Below are 17,504 nucleotides of genomic sequence, written 5' to 3'. Positions count from 1 at the left end.
CAGCGACTTTGGTTACCGCGCTTGTCGCGGGAGCCGCATTCCTCGGAACGAGCGCTGCGAGCGCTGAGCCGACTGACCCGGTGGCGAGCGAGGCCGCGGCGACTCAGGTTGTGGCAGCACCGACCATTTCTCGTGCTGCGGTGGACGGGATCGAGCTTTCCGTGGCTGCGACCGGTATCGCGGTCCCGGCGGACAAGCAAGGGGTGTACGCGGGTCTCGTGCCGGCTGGGACCTCTGCTGTGCTCGGCACCGGCGCTTTCCTCCCCACGGCCGCCATTCGCGGGGGCGCAGGAACGTTCAAGTACACCATCCCCGCAGCGTCGCTCGACCGCAATCAGAGCTACGATGCGATTCTCTGGTGGGCTCACGGCAACCCTGACGACGACGCCATTGTCGCTCGCGTTCCTGTAGAGATAGCTGCGGAGCAGTGGGATGCTGTGTTCCCGCCCGTGGTGCCGGCTGTTCAGACCACAACAACGCTGAGCTTCTCGGCACCCACCGTTGAGGAGGGTACGTCAGTAACGCTGACCGCCCAGGTCTCGCCTGCAGCCGCGGGTGACGTTGCTTTCTCTGAGGGTGCCACGCAGCTTGGGGTCTCCGCAGTGGCCGATGGAATCGCAACGCTCACTACTTCAACGCTGTCTGTTGGTGTGCACAACATCACTGCTGCATTCTCGCCGACCGATTCTGCCGCGTTCGTCGCGTCCAGCTCGGCAGCGATGACGCTTGAGGTCGTGGAGGTGCAGCAGCCGGAAGGAGCTACTGGTTCTGCGGTGGTGTCTGCTGCGTCTGAGACTGGTTTGACGGTGCAGGCGAAGGTGGCTGGGGTTGATCCGGCTTCGCAGCCTGCTGGTGTGCATGTTGGTGTGGTGCTTCGTGGGACTGCTGATGGTGCGACGCAGTCGTCGTTCCTGGGTGGTACGCAGTCGGTGAATGTGATTCCTGTGTCGGGTGAGTTCGAGTCGAGTGTGACGGTGCCGGTTGCGCAGTTGGATCGCTCGAAGGAGTACGAGGTTGTGGTGTGGCCGCGGCGGTCGAATCCGACTGCTGCGAACATTGTGAAGGTGTTGCCGTTTGATGTGTCGGCTGCTGAGTGGGACAAGGTGTTCCCGAAGCAGGTAACTGGTTCTGCGGTGGTGTCTGCTGCGTCTGAGACTGGTTTGACGGTGCAGGCGAAGGTGGCTGGGGTTGATCCGGCTTCGCAGCCTGCTGGTGTGCATGTTGGTGTGGTGCTTCGTGGGACTGCTGATGGTGCGACGCAGTCGTCGTTCCTGGGTGGTACGCAGTCGGTGAATGTGATTCCTGCGTCGGGTGAGTTCGAGTCGAGTGTGACGGTGCCGGTTGCGCAGTTGGATCGCTCGAAGGAGTACGAGGTTGTGGTGTGGCCGCGGCGGTCGAATCCGACTGCTGCGAACATTGTGAAGGTGTTGCCGTTTGATGTGTCGGCTGCTGAGTGGGACAAGGTGTTCCCGAAGCAGGTAACTGGTTCTGCGGTGGTGTCTGCTGCGTCTGAGACTGGTTTGACGGTGCAGGCGAAGGTGGCTGGGGTTGATCCGGCTTCGCAGCCTGCTGGTGTGCATGTTGGTGTGGTGCTTCGTGGGACTGCTGATGGTGCGACGCAGTCGTCGTTCCTGGGTGGTACGCAGTCGGTGAATGTGATTCCTGCGTCGGGTGAGTTCGAGTCGAGTGTGACGGTGCCGGTTGCGCAGTTGGATCGCTCGAAGGAGTACGAGGTTGTGGTGTGGCCGCGGCGGTCGAATCCGACTGCTGCGAACATTGTGAAGGTGTTGCCGTTTGATGTGTCGGCTGCTGAGTGGGACAAGGTGTTCCCGAAGGCTGCTGCGTCGGTGAAGCCGAAGGTGTCGGCTGCGTCGGAGACGGGTCTGACGGTGACGACTGAGCTTGCGAACATTGAGTCGAAGACTGGTGCGTATGTTGCGGTGATCGAGGCTGGGAAGCTGTCTGAGGTTTCCGAGTCGAATATGGGTCTCGCGATGGAGTGGGTGCGTCCTGCGTCGTTCACGGGTGGTGCTGCGACGAGCACGCTTGAGGTGCCTGCTGCGAAGCTTGATCGTTCGAAGAGCTACGAGGTTGTTGCGTGGACGGGGCATTCGATGCCGTCCGCGGAGACGACGTACGGGGTGTCGGAGCTGAAGGTGTCGGCTGCTGAGTGGGACAAGGTGTTCCCGAAGCAGGTAACTGGTTCTGCGGTGGTGTCTGCTGCGTCTGAGACTGGTTTGACGGTGCAGGCGAAGGTGGCTGGGGTTGATCCGGCTTCGCAGCCTGCTGGTGTGCATGTTGGTGTGGTGCTTCGTGGGACTGCTGATGGTGCGACGCAGTCGTCGTTCCTGGGTGGTACGCAGTCGGTGAATGTGATTCCTGCGTCGGGTGAGTTCGAGTCGAGTGTGACGGTGCCGGTTGCGCAGTTGGATCGCTCGAAGGAGTACGAGGTTGTGGTGTGGCCGCGGCGGTCGAATCCGACTGCTGCGAACATTGTGAAGGTGTTGCCGTTTGATGTGTCGGCTGCTGAGTGGGACAAGGTGTTCCCGAAGGCTGCTGCGTCGGTGAAGCCGAAGGTGTCGGCTGCGTCGGAGACGGGTCTGACGGTGACGACTGAGCTTGCGAACATTGAGTCGAAGACTGGTGCGTATGTTGCGGTGATCGAGGCTGGGAAGCTGTCTGAGGTTTCCGAGTCGAATATGGGTCTCGCGATGGAGTGGGTGCGTCCTGCGTCGTTCACGGGTGGTGCTGCGACGAGCACGCTTGAGGTGCCTGCTGCGAAGCTTGATCGTTCGAAGAGCTACGAGGTTGTTGCGTGGACGGGGCATTCGATGCCGTCCGCGGAGACGACGTACGGGGTGTCGGAGCTGAAGGTGTCGGCTGCTGAGTGGGACAAGGTGTTCCCGAAGGCTGCTGCGTCGGTGAAGCCGAAGGTGTCGGCTGCGTCGGAGACGGGGCTGACGGTGACGACTGAGCTTGCGAACATTGAGTCGAAGACTGGTGCGTATGTTGCGGTGATCGAGGCTGGGAAGCTGTCTGAGGTTTCCGAGTCGAATATGGGTCTCGCGATGGAGTGGGTGCGTCCTGCGTCGTTCACGGGTGGTGCTGCGACGAGCACGCTTGAGGTGCCTGCTGCGAAGCTTGATCGTTCGAAGAACTACGAGGTTGTTGCGTGGACGGGGCATTCGATGCCGTCTGCGGAGACGACGTACGGGGTCGCGGCGCTCGATGTCTCGCTCGCGCAGTGGAACCAGGTATTCCCCACGGGGGGAGCGAAGGTCCAAGCCGGGGTCTCGCACGCGGGTGCGGACGGGATTTCGGTAACTGCCACCATTTCTGGCATCGCGTTGGATTCGCTGGATGCTGGGGTTTACGCGTCGCTCATTGAGCGAGGCACTGAAGGACTGATCACGCCTGAGAACATGGGGGCGGGATACGCGTTCGTGAAGCGCGATGCCATTCGTGACGGCAAGACAACCGTTGTCCTTGACGCAGGCGCGACGAAGCTCGACCGAACTAAGTCGTACGAGGTCATCGTCTGGCGTGCTCACGCTATGCCGACGCCTGACCGGATGGTGGGGCGCGACACGGTGGACATCACCGAGGCGCAGTGGAACGAGGTGTTCGGGGTCGACTTCACCGCAGGGGGTACTGCTGGGGTGACTGGTGCGGGCGCCGGCAAGCTCGAAGTCACGGCGAAGCTCCGTGGGTTCGATCCTGCACGTTTCTCTTCGGGAGTCAACGTAGCGGTGATTGTTGCGGGAACCTCGGAGAAGCCGAAGCCGATCGGCACGGTCCGGGTGACGGACATCCCCAAGAACGGGGCCTTCGATGCCAAGGTGGTTGCCACGGGGAGCTCCCTCGACCGCACGCGAACGTACGAGGTGCTGGTTTGGGACGGGAAGTCTGCTGGAGGCTCAGCAAACGTCCTTACTTTGCCGGTCGATGTGACGAAGGCGAACTGGGATGCCGTGTTCCCGCCCAAGGTGGAGACCATGGACGGCAGCTTCGAGTGGGGCGTGCGCAAGGAGTTCCGCGACTACGTCACGGGCTCGATCGCCAAGGGCAAGATCACTGTGTCGAACCCGGCATCGGGCTCGTCCGTGTACAAGTTCCCCCAGATTGCGGGTGGCACCTGGGACGCCAAGAAGCAGACCGGATCCGTCAAGTTTGCGGGCAACGTGAACTTCACAGGCCATGACGGCGTGCTGAACCTGAACCTCGCGAACCCTGAGCTGCACGTGCTGTCTGCGTCGAAGGCTGAGCTCCGAGCTGTGCACAAGGGCAAGCTGTTGACGATCGCGACACTTGACCTCTCGAAGGGCAAGAAGTCTGCGCCCGGCGGCAACGCAGTACGCTTCACCGGCGTGCCCGTGCAACTCACTACCGCCGGTGCGGCCGAGTACTTCGACAGCTACTTGGACACCACGGCAGTCATGGATTCGGCGAGCTTCACCATCGGGGCCGCCGCCAACGTGAAGCCGGTGAAGCCGCCGGTATCGCCCGTGGTGAAGCCGAAGCCCAAGCCGAACGTGCCCGTTGCGCCGGTGGCGCCGGGCGCGGGCGGCCAGCAGGCCGGGTCGCTGACGTGGGGCGTGTCGTCGGGCTTCGCGGCCTACACGACGGGCCGCATTGCCAAGGGCAGCATCTCCACGAGCGGTGTGGGCGGGGGAGCCGGGGGCTACGTGTTCCCGCAGTCCTCGAGCTCCTGGAACGCCACGACCCAGACGGGCACCGTGCAGTACTCGGGCGTCGTCACGTTCACTGGACACAAGGGCCTCATGTCGGAGTCGTTCGCGAACCCGGTCATTACGGTGACAGGACCGTCGAGCGGAACCCTGACCGCGGGCGGGCGTAGCTTCGGCCTGAACCTGGCTGCCGGCAGCAAGTCCGTGGGTCAGAACGGTGAGGTCACCTGGAGCGGCGTGCCGCTGTCCGGCGGAATCGCCGGTGGCGGTGGCGGTGGTGGCGGTGCATTTGGCGCCGACCCGATCTCCTTCACTGTGGGTGCGGTCTCGGGTGCGAGCTTTGGATCGACCACGGTCGACGCGAAGAGCACGAAGCGCACCGCGGCAGATGCGCCGCCGGTAACCACCGGCATTCGGATCCTCACCGATGCGAAGAAGCTGGTTCCTGGTGGCGAGATCGAGTTCGAGGCAGCTGGCTTCGAGCCCGGCGAGCGCGATGTGCTCGTGGTGCTGTACTCGGAGCCGACGGTGCTCGATGACGCGGCCGGTGCCGACGCGAACGGAGTGGTCCGCTGGATTGGCTCGCTGCCGAAGGACCTGCCGGTCGGCGAGCACACGATCACGCTCCAGGGCAGCAAGGACGCCGGTGCGGTGTTCACGGTCGTGAAGGCAGAGAAGAAGGCGAAGGCCCCCGCGAAGCAGGAGTCCGCTGACGAGATCACGATCGAGGCGGAGGCCGCGACGCCTGTTGCCGCGGGCGTTGTGCCGAGCGAAGGAACACCGGTGTGGATCTGGTGGACCGGTGCACTCGCGCTCCTCGTGGTTGCCGGCGCGATGGGCGGCCTCGTTGTCGCTCAGCGCCGCAAGGCGACCGCCGGCGCTGAGAACGACGCCTAGCCACAATCCGTATCATGAGGGGGTGCCCGACTGGGTGCCCCCTCGTCAGTGCAAGGAGCTTCACGTGAATACCTCCCCGCGGAACGGCAGCCGTTTCGGCCACCGCACCACCGCAGCGATCGGTGCCGTGCTGATCGGCCTGGGCATGCTCGCCGCCCCCGCCGCGGCGATCGCCGCCCCCCTGCAGGCGACCGCCCCCACAGAGGCCGCCTGCACGGTGGACACGGCGACGCTCACGTGGGGTGTGAAGGAACGTTTCCGTTCGTACGTGAGCGGCTCGATCGCCAACGGCGAGTGGACGGTCTCTGAGGACATGCGCTACGAGACGCCGAGCTTCATCTGGGACAAGGTCACGGGGGCGGTGGGCAGCGAGCTCGAAGCGGGCACGCTCTCGTTCACCGGTGCGGTGCACTTCACCGGCCACGGCGGTGCGATGAAGCTCGACCTCGCGGATCCTGCCATCGAGTTCGTGGGGGATGACACCGCGTACCTCCTGCTGACCATTGGCTCGACCGACACCGCCGATGCGGGCGGCGAAGCCGTGGGTGAGCAGCTGCGCGCGGCGAAGATCGACTTGACCGGCGCGGTCACCGCGGGCGGCAGCGCGTTGAACATCGATGGGGCCGTGCCCCGCCTCACCTCTGAGGGGGCCGCCGCTTTCAATGGCGACTACGGCAGCTACGTTGCGGGAGAGGACCTCGATCCGATTACGCTCGCTGCGACCGTGAGCGGCTGCGAGCTCGGCGAGAGCGTGGCGACCGCGCCCGAGACTCCGAGCCCCGAGGCGACGGCCCAGCCGGGCACCCCCGCACCCGAGCAGCTCGCCCCCGAAGCTGCGCCGCAGGTGCCGTGGGTGCCGATTGTTGTCGGCGGTGTCGCACTGCTCGTGATCGGCGTGACGGGCGGCATGCTGCTCGCGGGCCGCAAGAAGCCGAAGACCACGAGGGCTGCGAGCGAGGACGAGCCCCAGAGCTAGCGACGCGCGGTATCTCCGCAGCAAGACGGCAGTGGCCCCGGATCCTGATTGGGATCCGGGGCCACTGTCATTTCCGGGGGAGCGGCTTGGTGCGCTACGCCCGTTTCGGCATGACGATGCCCTGCCCGGTGATCGGGTGGGGAATCACCTCGACCGGGGTGCGATACACCTCGCTGACGATCTCGGCGGTGAGTACCTGATCCGGGGCGTCGCACGCGGCGATCTGGCCGTCGCGCAGGAGCGCGATGCGATCGGAGTAAGCGGCCGCAAGATTGAGGTCATGGAGCACCACGAGCACGGCGTCTCCGGCGCGAGCACGCTCGCGCGCGAGGGTGAGCACCGCCTCCTGGTGGCCCAGATCGAGCGCGGCCGTGGGCTCATCGAGCATGAGGACTCCGGTACGGCCGGCCATCACCCGCGCAAACGCGGTGCGTGCGCGCTCACCGCCCGAGAGCGAGGGCACACGTCGGTTACCGAGGTGCGCGATATCTGCCGCGGAGATCGCCTCGGCGATGGCCTCGTTGTCTTCGTCCTCGAACGGGGTGCGACGCCACGGCGCGCGCCCCATCTCGACGACCTGGTGCACCGTGAACGGGAAGAGGAGCTGGTTGTCCTGCAGCAGCACGGAACGACGGCGCGAGAGATCGATGAGCGACCAGTCGGAGATCTTGCGACCGCCGAACAGCACGGCACCCTGATCGGGTGCGACATCGCCGGAGAGGAGGCTCAACAAGGTCGATTTGCCCGCGCCGTTCGGCCCGAGCAGGGCAAGCACCTCGCCCGCGCGAACGTCGAGCGAAACCCCGTCGAGGAGGTTGCGGCCGCCACGGGTCAGCACGACCGACTCGGCCGCGCAGACGACCTCGCCGGCCACTGCGTGGGTGGGTAGCGCGATGTGCCGGGCGCTCATCCCCAACCTCCGCTCCGCTTGCGCGTACGTCGCAGCAGCCAGAAGAAGAACGGTCCGCCAACGAGCGCGGTGAGCATACCAATCGGCATGTCCGCCATCGGGATCAGGGTGCGCGCCGCGAGATCCGCGAGCGTCAGCAAGAGCGCGCCGCCGAGCGCGCTCGCGGTGACGAGCGGCAGGTGCGCGGGCCCAAGCACCATGCGCATGAGGTGCGGGATCACGAGGCCCACGAACGAGATGATGCCGGCGAACGCGACGGACGCGCCAACGAGCAGCGCCACGACGAAGATCATGGTGATGCGGAGCGCCTCAACGTTGACGCCGAGGTGCCGCGCATTGCGCTCGCCGAGTGCGAGCAAGTCGAGCTTGTGCGCCGCGAAGTAGGCGGCGAGCAGACCGATCGCGATGATCGGGGCGATGACAAGCACCTGCGACCAGCGGCTGCCGGCCAGGCTGCCGAGCTGCCAGAAGACGATCTGCTCACGCGACTGCGTGTCGCCCAGGAAGGTGAGCAGTGCGATGCCCGCGCCGCCCACGGCGTTCACCGCGATGCCGGTGAGCACGAGCGTGACGACCTCGGTCTTCCCGTCCGCGCGGCTCATCGCGTAGACGATGAGGGTGGCGCCGAGACCAAAGATGAAGGCGAGAATCGCGGTCGTCCACTCGCCGAAGAGGGTGAGACCGAACACGATTGCGATGCCCGCGCCGACCGCCGCACCCGAGGAGATGCCGATTACGCCCGGCTCGGCGAGTGGGTTGCCGAAGATCGCCTGCATGAGGAGACCGGAGACGGCGAGGCCGGCGCCCACGAGGGCTGCCATAGAGACGCGGGGGAAGCGGATGGCCCAGAGTGTCTGATCGCCCGCGGGGTGGGCGGGGAGGGGGAGCCAGTCGATCCCGATCCGATGGAGCAGGGAGCCGAGCACCTCCTGCGGCGGGACCTCGAGTTGCCCGGTGCCAGCCGACACGAGCAGGGATACGATCAGCGCGACCGCGAGCGCGGTGAACAGGATCGTCGACTTCGCGGCGTGCCGCGAGGCAGGTGTTCTGCTGAGAGGAGTCATGCGTGCGTGGGGCAGCTTTCGTCTGAGTTCGGGGAGGAGGTTGCGGGGACGCACGCGCTCCCGGGCACCGCGAAACCGCGGCAACCTCACATCTTCATCATACCTTTCTTGGGATAAGCTAACCGGCGGTAATGCTCGGACTGTTCAGACTCGGCTGATACGCGGACCGCGCATTGAATCGTGATTTCGAGGGGAACCCATGCACACGAATCGTGGCGCTCGTGCCCGACGAGTCCTCACTCTGGCTGCTGTCGCTCTGCTTGGGATCGGGTTGACCGCGTGCCAGACCGGCGGCGGCTCGGATCTGCACGCGGCCGACAGTGTGGAACTGCCCCCGCTCTCCGAGCTCACTCCGGTCGCTGACCCGAGCGCGGTGGAGGGCCCCACGACGGCCGAGATTGGCGGACCGTCGATCTCGCCCCTCGAGAACCCGCCGAAGCCCGAGCTGCCGGTCACGGTGACCTCACACGACCGTTCCGGCGATGCCGAGGTCACGGTCACCGACACGTCACGCGTGCTCGCGCTCTCGCTGAGCGGTTCGCTGGGCGAGCTTGTGCACTCCTACGGGCTGTCCGAGCATCTTGTCGGCCGCGACGTCTCGACGAACTTCCCGGGCGCCGAAGACATCCCGATCGTCACGAAGGATGGGCACTCGATTGACGCGGAGGGCGTGCTCTCGCTGAGCCCCACCCTCATCATCACCGACGGCAGCATCGGCCCGACGGATGTGGTGCTGCAGATGCGTGACGCCGGCATTCCTGTGGTCACCGTTGACCGCGCGGTTGATGCGGCCACCACCTACGTGACCGCACAGCAGGTCGCCGATGCGCTGGGCGTGAGCGCCGCTGCGCCGCCGCTCATCGACACGCTCAAGGCTGCGATCGCGGCGAAGGAAGCAGAGGTTGCGAAGCTGCTGCCCGAGGACCCAGAAAAGCTGCCGCGCGTGGCGTTCCTCTACGTGCGCGGTACGTCTGGCATCTACTACCTCTTTGGTGAGGGGAGTGGGGTCGACAGCATGATCCGCTCGGTCGGCGCGGTGGACGTGGCGAAAGAGATCGGGTGGAAGGGCGAGAAGCCCATGACGGACGAGGCGCTCATCGCTATTGATCCCGATGTGATTCTCGTCATGACCGCGGGACTGAAAAGCGCAGGCGGGGTCGACGGACTGCTTGAAGCGCAGCCCAGCATCGCGCTCACGACCGCGGGGAAGAACCGCCGCATCATCGACGTCGACGACACACTGCTTTTCGCGGGAGGCACCCGCATTCCCGATGTAATCGACGGGCTCGCGCGGGCGCTCTACGCGCCGGACTCGCTCCAGTAGCGCCCGAAGCCGCGCTTGAGCGGCGGTAACGCGCTTCGGGATCCCGATCGATTTCACCGTTCTGGCAGCTGACGCAATGTACTCTAGGGCTGATCACGCGACGGGCGTGTGAGGCAGACTGCCGTGACCAAGAGCTGTGAGGGGACGCACGTGGCGAAACGGACCGAAGGTGCGCGAGAGCACCGTGGGGCCCGCCAGGACTACCCTCAGGATCGCTTCGATCGGATCCAACCCAGCGGTCGCGTGGGCGCCCACCGGGTGACAGCCCGCCCGCGCTACACCTGGCAGTACCTGATCGCCGGCCTGCTCGGGTTCGCGCTGCTGACCACCGCCGGGGTTATCGCGGTGCACAGCATCGGCAACACCGGAAAGCTGCCGCTCACTGGCCGCCCGAGTGGCGGCGGATCCGTGACGCAGACGCCCGATGCCGTGCTGAATCCGGATGCGACCGTGGCCGTGCTGAACGGTACCGAGACGCAGAACCTCGCCGCCGCCCTCGATGGCATCATCACCGAGAGCAAGTGGGGCAAGATCATCTTCTCCGGAAGCGCGAGCGCGTCCGATGTGAAGATCTCCGCCGTGTTCTACTCGGATCCGGCGCAGGCCTCGGCAGCCGCGGGTCTTGCCGCCAAGCTCGGCGGGCTGTCGACCTACACGACCGAGGACTATGCGTCGTACAACGCGGACCTCATTGTGCTCATCGGAGCCGACTACGCGGGCCCCGGGCTCGACGAGGCGAAGGCGATGACCGAACAGGACGCCAAGAACACCGACGCTGAGGGCGAGCCGAGCGGTGTCGACGGGGAGAACTCCGATCCCGAGACCACGCCCGAGATTGACCCTGTGACCGGGTGGGAGATCGATCCCGCGAGCGGATTCCCGATCAACCCGGACACCGGTCTGCCGCAGGATCCTGCGACCATCGCGCCGTAAGTGCGGGTGTCAGGCGGCCTCCCTCCCTGTTCGCTGTGCGCGAGCGGCAGCGCTTGCACTCCCCCCGTGTGAGTGCCAAGATTGATTTAGCAGTCGAATCGACTGAGTGCTAAAGCTCCGCGCATCGATGCTCACCGTCGCTGTGCTGCTCACCACTACGAGAACGTCCGGGAGGGGCGAATTACATGGCAAAGATCATTGCGTTTGATGAGGAAGCACGTCGTGGGCTTGAGCGAGGCCTGAACACTCTCGCTGATGCCGTGAAGGTGACGCTTGGCCCGCGCGGCCGCAACGTCGTCCTGGAGAAGAAGTGGGGCGCGCCCACCATCACGAACGACGGCGTCTCCATCGCCAAGGAGATCGAGCTCGACGACCCCTACGAGAAGATCGGCGCTGAGCTGGTCAAGGAGGTCGCAAAGAAGACCGACGACGTCGCGGGTGACGGCACCACCACCGCAACCGTTCTCGCACAGGCGCTGGTTCGCGAGGGCCTCCGCAACGTTGCTGCCGGCAGCGACCCCATCGCCATCAAGAAGGGCATCGAGAAGGCTGTTGCCGCGATGACCGCGAAGCTTCTTGAGAACGCCAAGGAGATCGAGACCACCGACGAGATCGCGGCAACCGCGTCCATCTCGGCGGCTGACGAGCAGATCGGCAAGCTCATCGCTGAGGCGATCGACAAGGTCGGCAAGGAGGGCGTCGTCACCGTTGAGGAGTCGAACACCTTCGGCACCGAGCTCGAGCTGACCGAGGGCATGCGCTTCGACAAGGGCTACCTGTCGGCCTACTTCGTCACCGATGCAGACCGCCAGGAGGCAGTCTTCGAGGATCCCTACGTCCTCATCGTCAACGGCAAGGTCTCGAACATCAAGGACCTGCTCCCCGTTGTTGATCCCGTGATCCAGTCGGGCAAGCAGCTCCTCATCATTGCTGAGGACGTCGAGGGTGAGGCGCTCGCTACCCTCGTGCTCAACAAGATCCGTGGCATCTTCAAGTCGGCTGCCGTCAAGGCCCCCGGCTTCGGCGACCGCCGCAAGGCCATGCTGCAGGACATCGCAATCCTCACGGGTGGCCAGGTCATCTCCGAGGAGGTCGGCCTCAAGCTCGAGAACGCGACGCTCGACATGCTCGGCACCGCACGCAAGGTCATCATCACCAAGGACGAGACCACCATCGTCCAGGGTGGCGGCGAGGAAGAGGCGATCCAGGGCCGCGTGACCCAGATCCGCCGCGAGATCGAGGCGACCGACAGCGACTACGACCGCGAGAAGCTGCAGGAGCGCCTCGCGAAGCTCGCCGGTGGCGTTGCCGTCATCAAGGCTGGCGCTGCGACCGAGGTTGAGCTCAAGGAGCGCAAGCACCGCATCGAGGACGCAGTCCGCAACGCGAAGGCAGCCGTCGAGGAGGGTGTCCTCCCCGGTGGTGGCGTCGCGCTGATCCAGGCTGGCAAGGACGTCTTCGAGACGCTCGAGCTCAGCGAGAGCGAGGCTGTGGGCGCGAAGATCGTCCAGGCCGCCATTGAGGCGCCGCTGCGTCAGATCGCCCTCAACGCTGGCCTTGAGCCCGGCGTTGTGGTCGACCGCGTTGCGAACCTGCCCCTCGGCCACGGCCTGAACGCCGCGACCGGCGAGTACGGCGACCTCGCCGCTCAGGGCATCCTTGACCCGGCAAAGGTGACCCGCTCGGCGCTGCAGAACGCTGCATCGATCGCTGGTCTCTTCCTCACCACCGAGGCCGTTGTCGCCGACAAGCCCGAGCCGGCTGGCGCCGCGCCGGCCGGTGACCCGACCGGTGGCATGGACTTCTAAGTCCAGCTTTCCTGGCAGGGGCCGCACCTTCGGGTGCGGCCCCTGCTGCGTTTTGGGCGTGGGAAGCGCGGCGCACCCGCCCAGCCTCCGCGTCCTGCCTCTCCCGTGTCTCACAGCCCTCAGGAGAAATCCCAAATCTCGGAGCAAGCCTCCGCGTTGACCCCGTTGTTTCGGAATTCTCCTGCAGATGGGGCGGGGAGGGGGAATCATGATGGGAGAGGGGGCGATGAGCGGCCGTCCACAGACCTGTTTGGCGTGGATTTCTCCACCGGTCCCGATCTCACCGCGTTCCTGAGGCAGGCGCAGCGCACACTCGTCGGTATGAGATTGCACGAGACACTCCGCCGAGCAGGCGGTATTCTGCGAGCCTCCGTGCTCCACGACCTCGGACACTCCGTCCATACGCTCCGGGCGCACGTGCACGCGGGTCAGTTGGTGAGGCCACGACACGGGTGGATTGCACTGCCTAGTGCGGATCCCGATCTCGTCCACGCGGCCGTGCATGGTGTTCTGCTCAGCTGCATGACGGTGATTGAACGCGAATCGCTCTGGGTTCCGGAACTCCTCACGCGCCTGCACGTCGCCGCTCCAACACCGAAGTCGCACGTCCGCCCGGGAGAGCACGTGTGTCACTGGGGCGTTCCCGTCGTCCGGAGACGCCCCTTTCAGCTCATGGATCGGGTGGAAAACGCGCTGGTTCTGGCGTCCCAGTGTCAGTCTGCCGAGGCCGCGCATGCAATCTGGGAGTCGGCGCTGCGCAGTAGGGTCGTCACACGGGATGCGCTCGCACGGTTGCCACTTCGTGGCCCCGAGCGTGCCCTCCTTGCAGAGTGCACAATGTTCTCGGAGTCTGGGTATGAGAGCTACGTGCTGCGTCGCCTGCGCGCCCTACGGCTCCACGTCGTCGCCCAGGCTTGGCTGTTGGGCGCGCGCGTCGACTTTCTCGTCGAAGGATGGCTGGTGGTCCAGGTGGACGGCGGGCACCATGTGGGCAAGCAACGCGACTATGACAACGTCCTCGACACCCGTCTCGCCGCCAACGGGTATGCCACGATTCGGGTGAGCGCGCATCAGATCGAGCATGAGTGGACCGAGGTGCAAGGGCGGATCATGATGGCGATCTCGCAGGGACGTCCGGCGACGGGCGCCGCTGTGCCGGCGCGGCGTCGAAGCTCTGGTGCTCCGAGCAGGCAGGAGAAAAATGGGGGAGCGGGTGCTTCCCGCGGAGAACATCCGAGATTCGAGATTTCTCCGCGGGAAGGGGCGCGGGAAGGGGCAGTGGAGGCGGGCCGGTTCACGGCGGAGGCTGTACGGGGCGCGCTCCGGGCAGGTTAAGCCTGGGAAGTTGTCTCCGCGGGGTCCCCGCCGTTCCCACCATCCGGGTTGGACGGTGAGCTCGGTGACTGCGAAGAGCGCGGTGACTGTGTGGCCGACGCAGGGGCTGCGGGCGCTTGGTCCACGGGCGCCGGCGCAGTCTGGATAGCCGCGGTTTCACCCGTGATGGGAGCCGGGGGCGAACCGGGGAGATCGACCCGGAACGTTGCGCCACCACCCGGGGTGTCATGCACGCTCACGCGACCGTGGTGAGCCTCAACGATCGACTGGACGATCGCGAGCCCGAGGCCGGAGCCCCCAGTCTCGCGGTTTCGCGAAGAATCCGCGCGCCAGAAGCGGCCGAAGATCTTCTCACGAATTTGCTCGGGGACACCCTCGCCGTGGTCCGCGATCTCGAAGCGCGCAACCGGCTGCTCGCCCTCGGAAACCTCGGGCGTCGAGACGATGATCTCGATCGGGCTGCCCTCCGGCGTGTGCCGCATCGCGTTGCCGATGAGGTTGGTGAGGAGCTGCCGGACCTTGTGGTCGTCGCCAATCACCGACGGGTTCGATGGATCCTCGACAACCGTCACCTCACGGTCGGGCGCCTGGGCGCCCGCGTCGAGTGCGGCGTCGCGTGCCAGCTGGTTGAGCGGCAGCGAGGTGAGCGCGAGCGGGCGGCGCTCGTCAAGCCGGGCGAGCGCGAGCAGATCCTCAACGAGCGAGGTCATGCGGATCGCTTCCTTCTCGATGCGCTCCATCGCTTGTCCGACCTGCTCCTCTTCTTGCAGCGCGCCCATGCGGTACAGCTCGGCGTAACCGCGCACGGAAACGAGCGGGGTGCGAAGCTCGTGGCTGGCGTCACCGATAAAGCGGCGCATCCGCTCAATGGTGCGCGCCTGGTCTTCCAGCGAACCGTCGAGGCGGTCGAGCATGACGTTGAGCGATTCGCCGAGATGACCCACCTCGGTGTGCGGGCTCGCCACCATGATGCGCTTCGAGGTATCTCCGCGGGCAATCTCGAGCGCGGTCTGCTCCACCTCCGCGAGCGGCAGGAAAGTCGTCGTGACGAGCAGCCGCGTGAGTGCGGCCCCCAACAAGATGACCGCGATCCCGAAGCCCGAGAACACAATGACGTACCGCGCCACCACTTTGTTGATGGCCGCGGTCGACGACGCGATGAGCAGCATTCCGCTTGGCTGACCGTCAATGAGCACGGGGGCCGCCACCGCGCGCCAGTTGCTGCGATCTGGGCTGGTCATCGGGATGAACTGCCCGGGATCGGCCATCAGGGTTTCGAGCGTGAGCGGCGACAGCAGCTCGGGCACTGCAGACGACTCGCCCAGACTGTGGGTGTTGTCGTACTGCAGTGCACCGGCCGCGTCAAACAGTGCAACGTAGTACTGCTGGTTCGCGTACAGGATGTCAGCGCGACTGAGGTTCGAGGCGTTCGCCCCGGTGCCGAGCGCGGTGGTCGGGTCCTTACGGAGCTGATTCAGCGTGTTCGTCTGATCGGCGAGCAGCATCGGGCGGAGCACAGAGAGCGTCCCGACGCCGGCCACGATGAGCCCCAGGAAGAGGATGAACACCGTGACGCCGGTGATCTTCGCCCGCAGTGAGATGTCGTCCCACCGCTCAGCGAAGCTCAGGCGTGACACGCTACTTGGCTTCAGTCTTGAGCATGTACCCGAAACCGCGCTTCGTCTGGATGAGCGACTCTTCGGTCAGCGGATCGAGCTTGCGCCGCAGGTACGAGATGTACGACTCGACGATGCCGGCATCGCCGTTGAAGTCGTACTCCCACACATGATCGAGGATCTGCGCCTTCGAGAGCACGCGGTTTGCGTTCTGCATGAGGTAGCGCAGCAGCTTGAACTCCGTGGGGGAGAGCTCGACGGAAGAGCCCTCGACGGTCACCTCGTGCGTGTCCTGATCCATCGTGATCGGGCCGACCGTGAGGATCGAGTCCTCGTCCTCCTGGATGGTGCGGCGCAGCACTGCCTTGATGCGGGCAATGATCTCGTCGAGGCTGAACGGCTTCGTGACGTAGTCGTCGCCGCCAACGGTGAGGCCCTCGATCTTGTCCTCAGTGTCGTCCTTCGCGGTGAGGAAGATGATGGGCGCGGTGTAGCCGGCCGAGCGCAGTCGCTTGGTCACGCTAAAGCCGTTCATATCGGGCAGCATGACGTCGAGCACGATCAGGTCGGGCTCCTCCTCAAGCACTGCCGAGATGGTCTGTGCGCCGTTTGCGACAGCGCGCACACCGAACCCTGCGAAACGGAGGCTCGTGCTGAGCAGCTCGCGAATGCTGGGCTCGTCGTCAACGATCAGAATCCGGGGTCCCTTGGGCTGTGTGTTCATGTCCCCAGTCTCTGATTGTTTGCTATGAAGTGGCTGGAAATGACTGGGCGTGTGGGAAACCCGGTTCCCACACGCCCAGCCAGCGGGTGCTCGCTACGCGCCCGTCACCCAGTTCGCCCAGGCGGTGGCCATCGCGTCGTAGTTCTCAACCCAGAAGTCGAAGTTGGGAACGTGTCCCGTCTCGAAGCGCGAGCTCGCGAGCCAGGCGGCGAGCGTATCGTCGACCTGCGGCTTCGCGTTCACATTGACCGGCGACATCGAGTTGAGCTCGGTCATGCCCGCTTGTTGCTTCGCGCCGAGGAAGTAGTTGATCGCGGCGTGCGAGGCTGCGGGATCCTTCGCCCCCTTCGGGATGGCGGTCGAGTCGATCGCAACGAGCCATTCGTCCCAGACCGGAGCAATGGGCGCCCCCGCCTCGGCGGCGCCGTAGCCACGGCCGGACCAGACGTACCCCATCACAGCCTCGCCGCTCTCGAGCTGCTGCTGCGCCTGCGCCCCGGTCGACCACGCAATCATGTCGTCGCCCAGGCTGTCGTACTTCGCGATGGCCTGGTCGATGTGCTCAGGTTTCAGGTTGTCGAGGTCCACCCCGTCAGCGAGCAGCGGAAACTCGAGGTTCTGCGGATCAACGTAGGTTGTCTGCGGCACGGTGCGCTTGCCGGGGAACTTCTTGGTGTCGAAGAAGTCGGCGGCGCTCTTCGGCGGGTTGTCGCCGAAGACCTCGGTGTTGTACGCGATCACAAAGCCGTACATCACGTTCGGGATCATGCAGTCATCCGTAATCGTGCCCTCGGGAAGCTGCGAGGTGTCGATCAGTGAACGGTCGATCTTTTCGTAGAGCGTGCCGCAGCCGCGTGCGGTGTCGACCTGTGAGGTGTCGACGATGTCCCACGAGACGTTGCCGCCATCGACCATCGCCTTCAGCTTGCCGGCGTCGAACGCGTCCATCTGCATGACTGCGCCCGACTCTTTCGCGAAGGGCTGCCAGATCGCTTCATCCTGGCCCTCCTGGAAGATGCCGCCGGGGCCGGCGTAGGTGAGCGTGGTGCCCGCGAGAACGTCGGGCGCGATTTCGCCGACCACGGGGGTGCCGAAGTCGCGATCCTCGGCAGGAGCAGGGGCGCCTCCGGAGCAGGCCGCGAGAAGAAGCCCCGCGGCGCCGACCATCGCGACGGCGGAGATCGATCTCGGGAGTGAACGGTGAGAAGAGCGGGAGAGTGTCATCATTG

Annotated in this window: 11 protein-coding genes; 6 read left to right on the top strand and 5 right to left on the bottom strand. The window is 65.4% G+C overall.

Annotated features, from left to right (window positions below; genetic code table 11):
* Nucleotides 1-8 precede the first annotated feature (8 nt).
* The gene (locus ACR81A_RS12280) at nucleotides 9-5,585 is read left to right on the top strand and encodes an HtaA domain-containing protein (protein WP_440311962.1); all 5,577 of its coding nucleotides are present in this window, start codon (nucleotides 9-11) and stop codon (nucleotides 5,583-5,585) included.
* A 64-nt stretch (nucleotides 5,586-5,649) separates the two neighbouring features.
* Nucleotides 5,650-6,561: an HtaA domain-containing protein gene (locus ACR81A_RS12275; protein ID WP_440311961.1), complete on the top strand. Its 912-nt coding sequence runs from the start codon at nucleotides 5,650-5,652 to the stop codon at nucleotides 6,559-6,561.
* Between the two features lie 94 nt (nucleotides 6,562-6,655).
* Here the strand turns inward: ACR81A_RS12275 and ACR81A_RS12270 are convergent, their stop codons facing one another.
* Together ACR81A_RS12270 and ACR81A_RS12265 are read right to left on the bottom strand one after the other, a co-directional pair.
* Nucleotides 6,656-7,471: a heme ABC transporter ATP-binding protein gene (locus tag ACR81A_RS12270; RefSeq protein ID WP_202380852.1), complete on the bottom strand. Its 816-nt coding sequence runs from the start codon at nucleotides 7,469-7,471 to the stop codon at nucleotides 6,656-6,658.
* Nucleotides 7,468-8,535, bottom strand: coding sequence for a FecCD family ABC transporter permease (locus ACR81A_RS12265; protein ID WP_202380853.1), 1,068 nt, complete (start codon nucleotides 8,533-8,535; stop codon nucleotides 7,468-7,470). The genes ACR81A_RS12270 and ACR81A_RS12265 overlap by 4 nt, the downstream gene beginning before the upstream one ends.
* Before the next feature lie 199 nt (nucleotides 8,536-8,734).
* Here ACR81A_RS12265 and ACR81A_RS12260 point away from each other — a divergent pair, with 199 nt between their 5' ends.
* From ACR81A_RS12260 to ACR81A_RS12245, 4 genes are all read left to right on the top strand, one after another.
* A complete protein-coding gene (locus ACR81A_RS12260; protein ID WP_440311960.1) occupies nucleotides 8,735-9,859 on the top strand; it encodes a heme/hemin ABC transporter substrate-binding protein in 1,125 nt (374 codons plus the stop codon).
* 150 nt (nucleotides 9,860-10,009) lie between these two features.
* On the top strand, nucleotides 10,010-10,792 hold the full coding sequence (locus ACR81A_RS12255) for a LytR C-terminal domain-containing protein (protein ID WP_202380855.1): 783 nt from the start codon (nucleotides 10,010-10,012) through the stop codon (nucleotides 10,790-10,792).
* A gap of 185 nt (nucleotides 10,793-10,977) precedes the next feature.
* Nucleotides 10,978-12,600, top strand: coding sequence for a chaperonin GroEL (gene groL / locus ACR81A_RS12250; protein WP_025133554.1), 1,623 nt, complete (start codon nucleotides 10,978-10,980; stop codon nucleotides 12,598-12,600).
* 522 nt (nucleotides 12,601-13,122) lie between these two features.
* Nucleotides 13,123-13,935, top strand: coding sequence for an endonuclease domain-containing protein (locus ACR81A_RS12245; protein WP_440311959.1), 813 nt, complete (start codon nucleotides 13,123-13,125; stop codon nucleotides 13,933-13,935).
* Here ACR81A_RS12245 and ACR81A_RS12240 read toward each other — a convergent pair.
* From ACR81A_RS12240 to ACR81A_RS12230, 3 genes are all read right to left on the bottom strand, one after another.
* Nucleotides 13,932-15,572: an ATP-binding protein gene (locus tag ACR81A_RS12240; protein WP_202380857.1), complete on the bottom strand. Its 1,641-nt coding sequence runs from the start codon at nucleotides 15,570-15,572 to the stop codon at nucleotides 13,932-13,934. The two genes, ACR81A_RS12245 and ACR81A_RS12240, sit on opposite strands and share 4 nt — an antisense overlap.
* A 1-nt stretch (nucleotide 15,573) precedes the next feature.
* On the bottom strand, nucleotides 15,574-16,275 hold the full coding sequence (locus tag ACR81A_RS12235; RefSeq protein WP_202380858.1) for a response regulator transcription factor: 702 nt from the start codon (nucleotides 16,273-16,275) through the stop codon (nucleotides 15,574-15,576).
* Nucleotides 16,276-16,368: 93 nt separating this feature from the next.
* On the bottom strand, nucleotides 16,369-17,499 hold the full coding sequence (locus tag ACR81A_RS12230) for an ABC transporter substrate-binding protein (protein WP_440311958.1): 1,131 nt from the start codon (nucleotides 17,497-17,499) through the stop codon (nucleotides 16,369-16,371).
* Nucleotides 17,500-17,504: the final 5 nt, after the last annotated feature.

This window comes from Leucobacter chromiireducens (genome assembly GCF_051993095.1).
GTDB classification, from domain to species: domain Bacteria; phylum Actinomycetota; class Actinomycetes; order Actinomycetales; family Microbacteriaceae; genus Leucobacter; species Leucobacter chromiireducens.
This window is presented reverse-complemented; position numbering and strand designations above follow the sequence as displayed.